14 protein-coding genes are annotated in these 11316 nt (G+C 68.9%); 7 read left to right on the top strand and 7 right to left on the bottom strand.

The genetic code is table 11. From position 1 onward, the window contains the following. Positions 1-933, bottom strand: coding sequence for an iron-containing redox enzyme family protein (locus tag Q7T09_RS13215; RefSeq protein ID WP_304700295.1), 933 nt, complete (start codon positions 931-933; stop codon positions 1-3). A 120-nt stretch (positions 934-1053) separates the two neighbouring features. Beyond that, on the bottom strand, positions 1054-2067 hold the full coding sequence (locus Q7T09_RS13220) for a polyprenyl synthetase family protein (protein ID WP_370689244.1): 1014 nt from the start codon (positions 2065-2067) through the stop codon (positions 1054-1056). Between the two features lie 135 nt (positions 2068-2202). Between Q7T09_RS13220 and Q7T09_RS13225 the strand changes: the two genes are divergently transcribed. Next, positions 2203-2943, top strand: a complete 741-nt coding sequence (locus Q7T09_RS13225; protein ID WP_370689245.1) for a tRNA1(Val) (adenine(37)-N6)-methyltransferase — start codon at positions 2203-2205, stop codon at positions 2941-2943. Positions 2944-2956: 13 nt separating this feature from the next. On the opposite strand, the gene Q7T09_RS13230 is transcribed toward Q7T09_RS13225, so the two are convergent. Then, positions 2957-3241, bottom strand: a complete 285-nt coding sequence (locus Q7T09_RS13230; RefSeq protein WP_304700299.1) for a zf-TFIIB domain-containing protein — start codon at positions 3239-3241, stop codon at positions 2957-2959. Between the two features lie 278 nt (positions 3242-3519). Here Q7T09_RS13230 and Q7T09_RS13235 point away from each other — a divergent pair, with 278 nt between their 5' ends. Both Q7T09_RS13235 and Q7T09_RS13240 read left to right on the top strand, forming a co-directional pair. Continuing rightward, positions 3520-4275, top strand: coding sequence for a TIGR02281 family clan AA aspartic protease (locus Q7T09_RS13235; protein ID WP_304700302.1), 756 nt, complete (start codon positions 3520-3522; stop codon positions 4273-4275). A gap of 71 nt (positions 4276-4346) precedes the next feature. After that, a complete protein-coding gene (locus Q7T09_RS13240) occupies positions 4347-5291 on the top strand; it encodes an isopenicillin N synthase family oxygenase (protein ID WP_304700304.1) in 945 nt (314 codons plus the stop codon). A gap of 57 nt (positions 5292-5348) precedes the next feature. Here Q7T09_RS13240 and ilvC read toward each other — a convergent pair whose 3' ends face one another. Then, positions 5349-6368, bottom strand: a complete 1020-nt coding sequence (ilvC, locus tag Q7T09_RS13245) for a ketol-acid reductoisomerase (protein ID WP_304700306.1) — start codon at positions 6366-6368, stop codon at positions 5349-5351. Between the two features lie 261 nt (positions 6369-6629). After that, positions 6630-7439, bottom strand: a complete 810-nt coding sequence (locus Q7T09_RS13250) for an RcnB family protein (protein WP_304700308.1) — start codon at positions 7437-7439, stop codon at positions 6630-6632. Between the two features lie 147 nt (positions 7440-7586). On the opposite strand from Q7T09_RS13250, the gene Q7T09_RS13255 reads away from it, so the two are divergent. Further along, positions 7587-8129: a DUF924 family protein gene (locus Q7T09_RS13255; protein WP_304700310.1), complete on the top strand. Its 543-nt coding sequence runs from the start codon at positions 7587-7589 to the stop codon at positions 8127-8129. A 60-nt stretch (positions 8130-8189) separates the two neighbouring features. On the opposite strand, the gene Q7T09_RS13260 is transcribed toward Q7T09_RS13255, so the two are convergent. Next, positions 8190-8474: a hypothetical protein gene (locus Q7T09_RS13260; protein WP_304700312.1), complete on the bottom strand. Its 285-nt coding sequence runs from the start codon at positions 8472-8474 to the stop codon at positions 8190-8192. 92 nt (positions 8475-8566) lie between these two features. Continuing rightward, positions 8567-8845: a hypothetical protein gene (locus Q7T09_RS13265; protein WP_304700314.1), complete on the bottom strand. Its 279-nt coding sequence runs from the start codon at positions 8843-8845 to the stop codon at positions 8567-8569. A gap of 147 nt (positions 8846-8992) precedes the next feature. Between Q7T09_RS13265 and Q7T09_RS13270 the strand changes: the two genes are divergently transcribed. The 3 genes from Q7T09_RS13270 to Q7T09_RS13280 form a co-directional block, all read left to right on the top strand. Next, positions 8993-9832, top strand: a complete 840-nt coding sequence (locus Q7T09_RS13270) for a thymidylate synthase (protein WP_370689246.1) — start codon at positions 8993-8995, stop codon at positions 9830-9832. A gap of 182 nt (positions 9833-10014) precedes the next feature. Next, on the top strand, positions 10015-10530 hold the full coding sequence (locus Q7T09_RS13275) for a dihydrofolate reductase (protein ID WP_304700318.1): 516 nt from the start codon (positions 10015-10017) through the stop codon (positions 10528-10530). A 65-nt stretch (positions 10531-10595) separates the two neighbouring features. Then, positions 10596-11316, top strand: a 721-nt coding sequence (locus Q7T09_RS13280) for an SMP-30/gluconolactonase/LRE family protein (protein WP_304700320.1), incomplete at its 3' end; no start/stop codon positions are given.

Consider the following 11316-nt stretch of genomic DNA (forward strand, 5'->3'; position numbering starts at 1 on the left):
CTACTCCGCCGCGTAGACCAGCGGGTGGGCGTGGGCCCAGAGGTGGGCGCGGTAGGTCTCGAAGCATTGCTCGCCGCAGATCAGGCGCATGACCGCGCCCTCGGCGATGTGGCGGGCGCACTCGGGCGTCTCGGTGACCAGGGGAACCAGGGCCTCGGCGTTCCAGGCCTTGGAGTGCTCGATATCCAGGTGGGCGTGCAGGGCGAAGTACTTGCGACCCTCGGGACTGACCCCCAGGCGCTTCAGCCCGGCCTCCACGGCGCCCACGCGGGTCGGCGCGGTCAGCTCCACGACGCCCAGGGCGCCGATCGACTGGTAGGTATATCGTCGGGTGGTGGCGAAGGCGGTCATGGTGTTGGCCAGCGCCAGGGATTGCCACAGGGTGGAGTCGATGGTGGGCGAGAGCTCCAGCCCCCTGGTGGTGCGCTCCAGCATCGGGCCGTGCATGCCGCCCTCATTGCCGCGGCCCATCTCGTCCCAGTAGTTGCGGGCCAGCTCCAGTTTCGGCCGCGCGGGCAGCTTCACCTGGGTCATGGCGACAAGATCATCGAAGCCGGCCTCGCCGGCGGCTTCCTGGGTCAGGAACCAGCGCATGTCGGCGAGGCTCGCGTCGTTCTCCAGCCAGGCGAACAGCGGATCCCATTGGCCGGGGCCCGAGACCTTGAGCGCCTCGAACCAGGCGATGAAGCCGTCGGGATCGGTGGGGACCTGCGCCACCAGGGGCGCGACATGCTCCCGGAAGGCCTCGATGTACGAGCCCTCGAAATGCTTCATCCGCGCCTCTTCGGCCACCTCGGCGCGCCAGTCCTGCGACGGCGCGGCCACCGCCAGGCGGCGATGGTTCCAGTGGGCCAGTCCCTTGTGCAGGGTCTCGGCGTCGGGAAATTGCGGGTTGAAGGCGCCAAGCCGCGCCAGACGTTCACCACCAAACACGAAACACACTCCCTGTTGGCCAGTAGGAGCGTGCGAACGGAAAGAGGGTTCCTAAGCCGGATTCCCGACAAGCCCGCCCCCGGACGCGCGATGCGGGGACAGTCTAGCTCAGAACACTCCTCAGCGCAGCCGGCTGACGGCGAAGTCGGCCAAGTCTTCCAGGGCCGGGCGCCAGCTATTGCTGGCGGAGAATTCCGACAGCGCGCTCTTGGCCTGGCCCGCATAGTCGGCGGCCAGGTCCAGGGTGGCGTCCAGGGCGCCGGCCCCGGTGATCAGATCCCGCGCCCGCTCGAAGTCGCCGTCCACCTGCTCCAGGCGGGCCACGGCCCGGTCCCAGAAGGCCTTCTCCGGCGCCCCGGTGCGGGCGATGCCCAGCAGCAGGGGCAGGGTCGCCTTGCCTTCCCGGAAGTCGTCGCCGGGATTCTTGCCCAGTTCCTGGCTGACGCCGCTGTAGTCCAGGCTGTCGTCCACCAGTTGGAAGGCCACGCCCAGGTCCTGGCCGAACTTGCGCAGGGCCTTGCAACGCTCGGGGCTGGCGCCGGCCGAGACCGCCCCGGCCTCGGCGGCGGCGGCGAACAGCTCGGCCGTCTTGGCCTTGATGATCTCCAGGTACATCTCCTGGGGCAGGTTGAGGTCGTGGGCGCGGGTCAGCTGCAGCACCTCGCCCTCGGCGATCACCCGGCTGGCGCGGGCCAGGATCTCCAGGGCCTGCATGGAGCCGGCCTCCACCATCAGCTCGAAGGCGCGCGCGAACAGGAAGTCCCCCACCAGCACGCTGGCCGGAGCGCCCCAGATCAGGTGGGCGGCGACCTTGCCCCGGCGTAGCTCCGAGGAGTCCACCACGTCGTCGTGCAGCAGGGTGGCGGTGTGGATGAACTCCACGGCCGCGGCCAGCTTCAGGCAGGAATCGCCCTTGGCTCCGGCCAGCCGGGCCGCGGCGATGGTCAGCAGGGGGCGCAGCCGCTTGGCCGAGCCGCCGATCAGGTGTTCGGCGAGCGCCGGGATGACCGCCACCGGGCTCTGCATCCGGTCGCGGATCAGGGCGTCGACGCCGGCCATGTCGGGGCGCGCGAGGTCCAGCAGGCCATCGATGGAGACGGGCTTTCGGACGACCGGGGCGCTGACTGCGTCCACGAGGACTCCTGATCTGGGGCGGCGAGACGGGGGGCGTCGCCGTTTGCGGGGACAATGGTGACGCGATAAGGCACGGTCAAGGACAGCACAACGCCCCACCGTTCCGATATGGCGATTACGAGTCAGCAAGCCGACATGGACGCAACACCCGAGGACCGACTGCTGGACGGTCGCGTGCGCCTGCGTCAGGCGCCGGAAGGCTACCGCGCGGGCATGGACGCCGCCCTCCTGGCGGCCGCCTGCGACGCCGCCGACGGGGGCCGGGTGCTGGAGGTGGGCTGCGGCGTCGGCGGGGCCCTGCTGGCCGCCGCCGCCCGCCGGCCGGGCGCGATCTTTGTCGGCATGGAACGCGACCTCGCCGCCGTCGCCCTGGCCCGCGACAACGTGGCGCTGAACGGCATGGAGGGACGTGTCGTCATCCTGGAGGGCGACGTCGCCCTGCCCTTCAAGGCCCTGGCGGTCCCGCCCTTCGACGCGGTCATGGCCAACCCGCCCTACTTCGACGACCCCGCCGCGCTGCGCGCGCCGGCTCAGGCCAAGCGGGGCGCCTGGATGGCCGATGGGGGGCTGGGGGCCTGGACAGGCTTCCTGCTCAAGGCGGTTCGGGAGGGCGGGACGATCACCCTGATCCACCGCGCCGACCGCCTGGCCGACATCCTGACCCTGCTGGCGCCTAAGGCCGGCTCCTTCCAGATCCGCCCCATCCACGCCCATGCCGACTCGCCCGCCAAGCGGGTGCTGGTCCGGGCCATCAAGACCGGCAAGGCGCCGCTGGTCCTCCTGCCGCCCCTGGTTCTGCACCCCCGCGAGGGCGCCAAGCACACCGAGGAGGCCGAGGCGATCCTGCGGGGGCAGGCGGGGCTCTCGTGGCCGTGAGGCCCTAGCCGCTTCAGTCGAAGATATCGAACAGGTCGAAGCGCTTCTTGCGCCGGTGCGCGGGATGGCGGTCGTCATCGTCGTCGTCCCAGTCGCGGCGCGGGCGCTCGGGCTCGCGCCACATGCGGGCGGGCCCCTCCTGGGCCGGGGCCTCGCCGCGGCCGGCGGCGATCAGCTTCTCCAGCTCCCCCCGGTCCAGCCAGACCCCGCGGCAGGCGGGACACATGTCGAACTCCACCGCCTGCCGGCTCACGGCCGACATCGAGGTGTTGCAGTTGGGGCAAAGCAGAAGAGGCATCGGCGCGGGGCTCCATCACATCAAGGGATGGGTGCGCCCGAAGTCCGGAACCGAGGGATGGGGGGCCAAACCGTCAAGGACCCGGCATCGAGCGCACCCGATGCAGTCCGACATCACGATCCGCTCGGGGAGGAGAGCTAAGAATCGCCAGAGGGGCCCGGCCTGCGTCCCAGACCTAGGAAGGCCGCCCGGGCTTGAAAAGGGGGACTGCGCGATCTTCGACGATTTTTTCAGGGCGCCTTGGATTAGTCTGTTCGCGGGTCGATGGGGGACGGGCGATGTCAGAAGGCGGCGGACCGTGGAATGTCAGAGATCACGAGCCGGCGCGCCCGCCCGGCGCGCGTCGACGCCGGGCGCTGTGGATCCTCGCCCTGCTGGCCATCCTTGGCGGGGTGCGCCTGCTCTTCGCCGCCTTCCCCGGCGCGGTGAGTTCGCCCGAGGACTGGGCCTGGGTGGCCTGGGGCGTGCTGCTGATGGCCATGCTCTCGACGTCCCTGCTGTCCAGAGGCGTCCGCTGGAGCCAGGCCGCGCGCCACGCCGGCATCTGGGCCGGGATCGTGGCCGTGCTGGTCCTGGGCGTCACCTACCGCAGCGAGCTGTCCGGCGTCGGCCAGCGGGTGCGCATGCAGTTCTCGTCCTCCTACCCGGTCGCGGTCAGCCCGCAAGAGCTGGTGGTCACGCAGGGCGACGAGGGCGGCTTCTTTGTCATGGGCAAGGTCAACGGCCAGTTGGTCCGCTTCCTGGTGGACACCGGGGCCAGCGACACCGTGCTCAGCCCCGCCGACGCCAAACGCCTGGGGGTCGACCTTGACGCGCTTAGCTTCGACAAGACTGCGGAAACCGCCAACGGGACGGGCTACGGCGCGGCCTTCACCGCCGACAGCCTGGCGGTGGGCTCTATCGGCTTTTCCGACATGCCCCTGGTGATCAACCAGGCGCCCATGTCGAGTTCCCTGCTGGGCATGAGCTTCCTGCGGCGGCTGGAGTCCTTCCAGGTGAAGGGCGACAAGCTCTACCTCAAGTCCCGGGACTGACGGCGGGCTCGCGTTTCAGGGGCCACCTGCTAGAGGAACGCCCGAACACGATGTGGCAGGGGACCGCCGCCATGGACGACGATCAGACCGTGCCGGTCATCGACCTGGCCGCGCCGCCCGAAGAGGTTCGGGACCAGCTGGCCCGCGCCTGCGCCCACTGGGGGTTCTTCCATCTCGTCGGCCATGGCCTCGACCCCGCCCTGCTGGCGGCGGTGATGGAGGAGGCGCGTGGCCTGTTCGCGGCGCCGGCCGCCGACAAGCGGGCGCTGAGCCGCAGCCGCGACAACCCCTGGGGCTATTACGACCGCGAACTCACCAAGAACCGGCGCGACAAGAAGGAGATCTTCGACATCGGGCCGGACGTGGCGGGCCTCCCGCCCACCGACGACGCCTTCTCCGGCTCCACACCCTTCCCGCCCTGGCGCGCCGCCTTCGAGCCCGCCGCGCGGGCCTATGTCACGGCCTGCGAGGCCCTCTGCCTGCGGCTGCTGCGCGAGATCTCCGCGGGCCTGGGCGCGCAGGCCGAGGCGCTCGCCCCGGCCTTCGAAGGCGTCCACACCAGTTTCCTGCGGCTCAACCACTACCCCACCCGCGATCCGATAGGCGACGAGGCCGCCGAACCCGCGGGCCTGGGCATCCACCACCACACAGACGCCGGGGCGCTCACCGTCCTGCTCACCGACGGCGTCCCCGGCCTCCTGGTCCTCAAGGACGAGGTCTGGCGTCCCGTCGATCCGGTCCCTGGCGGCCTGATCATCAATGTGGGCGACATGATCCAGGTCTGGTCCAACGACGCCTATCAGGCGCCGCTGCACCGGGTGCTGGCCATGGAGGACGGCGAGCGGTTCAGCCTGGCCTACTTCTTCAACCCCGCCTATTCTGCGCTCATCGCCCCGCTCCGGGCCCCGCGCCGATATCGCGACCTCCCCTGGGGCGAGTTCCGCCGCCGCCGCGCCGACGGCGACTTCGCCGACTACGGCGCCGAGGTTCAGATCAGCGACTACCGCATCACATAGAAAAAGGGGCCGGACCTGCGTCCGACCCCTCCTGACTTCCTGAAGGTCGCCGCAGCCCTAGTTGCGCGCGGTGTCCACCAGCTTGTTCTTGGTGATCCAGGGCATCATGGCGCGCAGGCGGGCGCCGACTTCCTCGATCTGATGCTCGGAGCCCCGGCGGCGGGTGGCCTTGAAGCTCGGGGCGCCGACCGCGTTCTCCTGCATGAAGTCGCGCACGAAGCGGCCCGACTGGATGTCCTCCAGCACGCGCTTCATCTCGGCCTTGGTGTCGGGCGTCACGATGCGCGGGCCGGTCACGTACTCGCCGTACTCGGCGGTGTTGGAGATCGAGTAGTTCATGTTGGCGATGCCGCCTTCGTAGATCAGGTCCACGATCAGCTTCACCTCGTGCAGGCACTCGAAATAGGCCATCTCGGGGGCGTAGCCCGCCTCGACCAGGGTTTCGAAACCGGCGCGGATCAGTTCCACCAGGCCGCCGCACAGCACGGCCTGCTCGCCGAACAGATCGGTCTCGCATTCCTCGCGGAAGGTGGTCTCGATGACGCCCGAACGGCCGCCGCCGATGGCCGAGGCGTAGGCCAGGCCGAAGTCCTGGGCGTTGCCCGTCGGGTTCTGGTGGATGGCGATCAGGCACGGCACGCCGCCGCCCTTCTGGTACTCGCCGCGCACGGTGTGACCGGGGCCCTTGGGGGCGATCATCAGCACGTCGATGGTCGACTTGGGCTCGATCAGGTTGAAGTGGATGTTCAGGCCGTGGGCGAAGAGCAGGGCCGCGCCGTCCTTGATGTTGGGGGCGATCTCTTCGTTATAGATGCCGCGCTGCAGCTCGTCGGGCGCCAGCACCATGATGGCGTCGGCCCAGGCGGCGGCCTCGGCGACGCTCATCACCTTCAGGCCGTCGGCCTCCACCTTCTTGGCGGTGGCCGAGCCGGGGCGCAGCGCCACCACCACGTTCTTCACGCCGGATTCCGACAGGTTCAGCGCGTGCGCGCGGCCCTGGGAGCCGTAGCCTACAATGGCGATCTTCTTGTCCAGGATGCGGGCGAGGTCGGCGTCGCGGTCGTAGTAGACGCGCATGGTCATTCTCCTGAGGACGAAGGTCGCCACGACGTCGCGCAACGGCGCCGCAGCAAAGGCGGGGCTTTGCAGCGGAATTTTGCGTGAAGGTCAAGCCGAACGGCCACTTGCAGGACATTTCGCCCCGCCATCCCTCCCCTTCATGGGGAGGGTGGATGGCGCGAAGCGCCAGACGGGTGGGGAAGCCTTGGCGATATTCCCCACCCTTCGTCGGCTATCGCCGCCTCGTCCCTCCCCATGAAGGGGAGGGAGAACTCGGACTTACCAGAAGACGTCGTAGATCACCTGGACCACCCGGCCGGAGAACATGTCCACCAGCAGCACGTCGGCGCCGACCCGGACATACTCGTAGCCGATGGGCGGGATGGGCAGGCCGTAGGACCACCAGTCGTTCAGCCGGTACTGGCCGCTCCACCAGGACCGCGGCAGCAAGTCGCCATAGCTCCAGCTGCGGATGTAGAAGCCCGACGGCGGGCGGTAGGCATAGCCGCGGTAGCGCTGCTGGCTGCGATAGGTCTGACCATAGTGGCGCTGGTCATAGCGGGGACGCGGCTGCCGGTCGGGCCGCCAGTTGCGGTCGCCGCCATTGTTCCAGCCTTGGTTTCCCCAGTTCCGGTCGCCGTCGTTGCGGCCATTGCGGTCGTTGCGATCGTTGCGGTCGTCATGACGGCGATCGTTGGGCTGGCTCTGCCAGCCTTGACCTTGCCAGCCTTGGCCCTGGCGCTGGCCGGAGCCCTGCCAGGTCGTGCTCCCGCCGCCACGGCGATCAGGCTGGGTCGTGGTCGGCGGGGGCTGCGGGCCGCGGTGGCGATCGCCCCCCTGCCAGGACTGGCCGCCGGGCGCAGGCGCCTGGGCCACAGGCGCCGCAGGAGCCGGGGCCGGAGCGCTGGGCTGCGGCGCCGGCCGGGCGTTGTCGGGATTGTTGCGCGTGCTGGCGCGCATGGCGGGATTGTAGCCGCCGTCGTCGCGGTTGGCGCGGCGATGCTCGCCGCCATCCTCCTGGGCGAACGCCGCCGGGGCCGTCGAGGCCAGCAGCACCAGCGCCAGGGCGCCCCTCATCACCGTCTTCATGTCACTGTTCTCGCCTGGCCGCGCGCGGCCGTGGATGTCCCTTGGAATTCGTTAATGAGCGTGGCTGTGTGAACCGCGCTTGAACGGAATCTCGCGCCAACCGACATAGGTTTCAAAGAGCGAGCCGACGCGTTTCCGGAGACCCCCATGCCCGCGACCCCGCACGACATCACCGGTTTCTGGCGCACGGCGGGGCCTAGGAAGTGGTTCGCCAAGAACCCCAACTTCGACGCCGCCATCCAGCTGAAGTTCGAGCCTGTCCACTACATGGCCGCCCTGGGCCGCCACGACAGATGGATGGAGACCGCCGAGGGGTCCCTGGCCCTGCTGATCCTGCTCGATCAGTTCCCGCGCAACCTGTGGCGCAACACCGGCCACGCCTTCGCCACCGACGGCAAGGCCCGCCAGATCGCCCGCCATGCGGTGGCGGTGGGCCAGGACCTGGAGATCGAGCCCCTGCTGCGGCCGTTCATGTACCTGCCCTTCGAGCATTCGGAGGACCTGGCCGACCAGGACGAGAGCGTGCGCCTCTGCACCGCGCTCGGCGATCCCGAGACCCTGAAATACGCCGTCCTGCACCGCGACATCATCGTCCGGTTCGGCCGCTTCCCGCACCGCAACGCCTGCCTCGGGCGCACCACGACCCCCGAGGAGCAGGAATTCCTCGATGAAGGCGGCTTCGCCGGCTAGAGCATGTCAGGCGGAAGTGGATACCGGTCCCGCCGCCCGACGTGCTCTCATGTTTTGAATCTAGCGGCCCGGGTTCATCTGGGGCGCCATCTGATAGTCGCTGACCACCTGGCGCGCGTTCTCCATTCGCGCCTTCCATTCGTCGAGCGGGTAGCAGGTCTTCTGGGTGAAGCGCGAGCCCGGCTTGGCGTCGGTCACGCAGATCATCTTGATCCGCTTCTCGCCGGGCTTCAGCGGGGCCGCGACCGGCAGGCGCTCGACCGCAGTCGGCGGCGCGGGAACCGGCGCGGGCGATTGGCCGTCCGCGGCGCTGAGCGCGGCGGCCATAAGCAAGGCGAGAATCATGAAACCCCCAGACAGGAACTCTACTCAAGGTTCCACGGCGCCTGGGGTGAAGCAACCTCAGATACGCTGGAAGGCGAGCTTCGCGTCAGGGTCTAGCGGCCGCGGACGTCCGAGAAGGCCGACTTCATGGCCATCTGGCGCATGGCCTCCTGGTCTTCCTCCGAGCGGCGCTTCCAGTCCTCAAGCGACAGGCAGGTGCGCTTGGCCAGGCGGGTGCCGGTGGGCGCGTCCTCGCGGCAGATCATCTTGATCCGCTGCTCGTTCTTCTTCAGGGGCGCGGCGACAGGCAGGGTCTCGGCGGCGGCGGTCGCCGCCGGCGGTTGATCAGAGCCGCTGAGCGCGGCGGCCATGAGCAGGGCCAGGATCATCATCAGTCCCCCAGAACAGAATGTGCTCACAGTTTTCTACGTTCTGGGGCCGATCGCAACCGGGGATGACGGAAACGCGCATTCCCGAAGCCTGCGAATCGGGGCCGAATCACTCGCGCATTTCCTCACCGGCAAGACCCGATGAACGCCCTGACAGCCCAACGTCTGCCGCAAGCCCTCACCGCCCCGGAGCATCCAGAGCGGCAGTATCTCGACCTGCTGGCCGACATCCTGGAGAACGGCGTCCAGCGTGGCGACCGCACCGGCACCGGCACGCTGGGCGTCTTCGGCCGCCAGATGCGGTTTGATCTCTCCCAGGGCTTCCCCCTGCTCACCACCAAGAAGCTGCACAGGAAGTCGATCTTCGTGGAGCTGCTGTGGTTCCTGAGGGGCGATACAAACGTTCGTTGGCTCCAAGAGCGCGGGGTTTCCATCTGGGACGAATGGGCCGCGCAGGACGGCGAGCTTGGCCCCGTCTACGGCAAGCAGTGGCGCTCCTGGACCGCCCCCGACGGTCGGGTGATCGACCAGATCGCCGCGGTGGTGGAGAGCCTGAAGACCAATCCCGACAGCCGCCGCCACATCGTCTCGGCCTGGAACCCGGCCGAGATCGAGGACATGGCCCTGCCGCCCTGCCACTGCCTGTTCCAGTTCTTCGTCGCCAACGGCAAGCTGTCCTGCCAGCTCTACCAGCGCTCCGCCGACGTCTTCCTGGGCGTGCCCTACAACATCGCCAGCTACGCCCTGCTGACCATGATGATTGCCAAGCTGACGGGCCTGGAGCCCGGCGAGTTCGTCCATACGCTCGGCGACGCCCACCTCTATCTGAACCACCTCGACCAGGCCCGCGAGCAACTGACCCGCGATCCCCTGCCCCTCCCGCGCCTGGAGATCGCCGACAAGGCCGACCTGTTCTCCTACGACTACGAGGACTTCAAGCTGCGCGGCTACAAGGCCCATGAGAAGATCAGCGCGCCGATCTCCGTATAAACCCGCTCATCCCGGCGAAGGCCGGGACCCGCGCCGATCTCCGTATAAACCCGCTCATCCCGGCGAAGGCCGGGACCCAGGTGCATCCACCGCATTCCGGATTCCGGGCTCAGTCCTGACTTACGGTCTGGATCCTGGCCTTGGCCGGGACGAGCGGGGGAGAGTCAGGTTATGAATTCCCCATGACACCGATCCTCACCGCCGGCCCCATCGCGCGCGCCTCCAATGGCGTCATCGGCCGGGGCGGCGAGCTGCCCTGGCGGCTGAAGACCGACCTGGCCAACTTCCGCGCCGTCACCATGGGCAAGCCGGTGATCATGGGCCGGAAGACCTGGCAGAGCCTGCCCAAGGCGCCCCTGCCCGGCCGCACCAATATCGTGGTCTCCCGCGACGGCTCCTTCGAGGCCAAGGGGGGCCTGGTCTGCGAGGAACTGAGCGAGGCGCTGTCCATCGCCCGCGAGCAGGCCGAGGAGGACGGCCAGGAGGAATTCTGCGTCATCGGCGGCGCCTCCCTGTTTGAACTGGTCCTGCCCCGCGCACGCCGCATCTACCTCACCGAGGTCCATGCCGACGTCGAGGGCGACGTCGTCCTCAAGGGCTTCGACGAAAGCCAGTGGAAGGAAGTCAGCGCCCAGGACCATCCGGCCGGCGAGGACGACGAGTATCCCTTCACGATCCGGGTGCTCGAGCGGCGCTGAGTTTGGGGGCTGGCCTCACGCCGGGGAACCGACCCATAGTGGCAGAAAATCGTGGGGAGACGAACATGGACATGCAGCTGGTGGCTGAGGGTTTCGAGTTTCCCGAGGGCCCCATCGCCATGAACGACGGCTCGGTGATCCTCACCGAGATCAAGGCCCAGCGCCTGACCCGCGTCACCCCCGACGGAACCAGGACCACGGTGGTGGAGACCGGCGGCGGCCCCAACGGGGCGGCCATCGGCCCGGACGGCGCCATCTACATCACCAACAACGGCGGGTCCTTCGAGTGGCTGGACAATGGCGGCCTGACCATCCCCGGCCCCACGCCCGCCAGCCACACCGGCGGCTCGATCCAGCGGTTTGACCTGGCCACCGGCAAGCTGACCACCCTCTACGACGCCTGCGACGGCAAGCGGCTGGTGGGCCCCAACGACCTCGTCTTCGACAAGGCCGGCGGCTTCTGGTTCTCCGACCACGGCTGTTCCACGCCCGACGGCCGCAAGTTCGGCGCGCTCTACTACGCCAAGACCGACGGCAGCCACATCAGCCGCCAGCGCGACCACCTGATCTCTCCCAATGGCGTGGGCCTCTCGCCCGATGAGAAGGTGGTCTACTTGGCCGACACCAACCTCGGCCGGCTCTGGGCCTTCGATGTCGCCGAGGTGGGCGTGCTGGGTCCGCCCGCGGGCTTCGCGCCCGGCCGGGTGGTTGCCAACATGCCCGGATACCAGCTGTTCGACAGCCTGGCGGTCGAGGCCTCGGGCAAGGTCTGCGTCGCCACCATCA

This window comes from Phenylobacterium sp. (assembly GCF_030645195.1).
GTDB lineage: Bacteria > Pseudomonadota > Alphaproteobacteria > Caulobacterales > Caulobacteraceae > Phenylobacterium.

What these genes read in the sequence shown, in the direction of transcription:
- Q7T09_RS13275 (WP_304700318.1), top strand. Translation starts at nt 10,015, where the DNA reads ATGACACCGATCCTCACCGCCGGCCCCATCGCGCGCGCCTCCAATGGC.
- Q7T09_RS13225 (WP_370689245.1), top strand. Translation starts at nt 2,203, where the DNA reads ATGGACGCAACACCCGAGGACCGACTGCTGGACGGTCGCGTGCGCCTG.
- ilvC (WP_304700306.1), bottom strand. Translation starts at nt 6,368, where the DNA reads ATGCGCGTCTACTACGACCGCGACGCCGACCTCGCCCGCATCCTGGAC.
- Q7T09_RS13240 (WP_304700304.1), top strand. Translation starts at nt 4,347, where the DNA reads ATGGACGACGATCAGACCGTGCCGGTCATCGACCTGGCCGCGCCGCCC.
- Q7T09_RS13265 (WP_304700314.1), bottom strand. Translation starts at nt 8,845, where the DNA reads ATGATGATCCTGGCCCTGCTCATGGCCGCCGCGCTCAGCGGCTCTGAT.
- Q7T09_RS13255 (WP_304700310.1), top strand. Translation starts at nt 7,587, where the DNA reads ATGCCCGCGACCCCGCACGACATCACCGGTTTCTGGCGCACGGCGGGG.
- Q7T09_RS13230 (WP_304700299.1), bottom strand. Translation starts at nt 3,241, where the DNA reads ATGCCTCTTCTGCTTTGCCCCAACTGCAACACCTCGATGTCGGCCGTG.
- Q7T09_RS13250 (WP_304700308.1), bottom strand. Translation starts at nt 7,439, where the DNA reads ATGAAGACGGTGATGAGGGGCGCCCTGGCGCTGGTGCTGCTGGCCTCG.
- Q7T09_RS13260 (WP_304700312.1), bottom strand. Translation starts at nt 8,474, where the DNA reads ATGATTCTCGCCTTGCTTATGGCCGCCGCGCTCAGCGCCGCGGACGGC.
- Q7T09_RS13235 (WP_304700302.1), top strand. Translation starts at nt 3,520, where the DNA reads ATGTCAGAAGGCGGCGGACCGTGGAATGTCAGAGATCACGAGCCGGCG.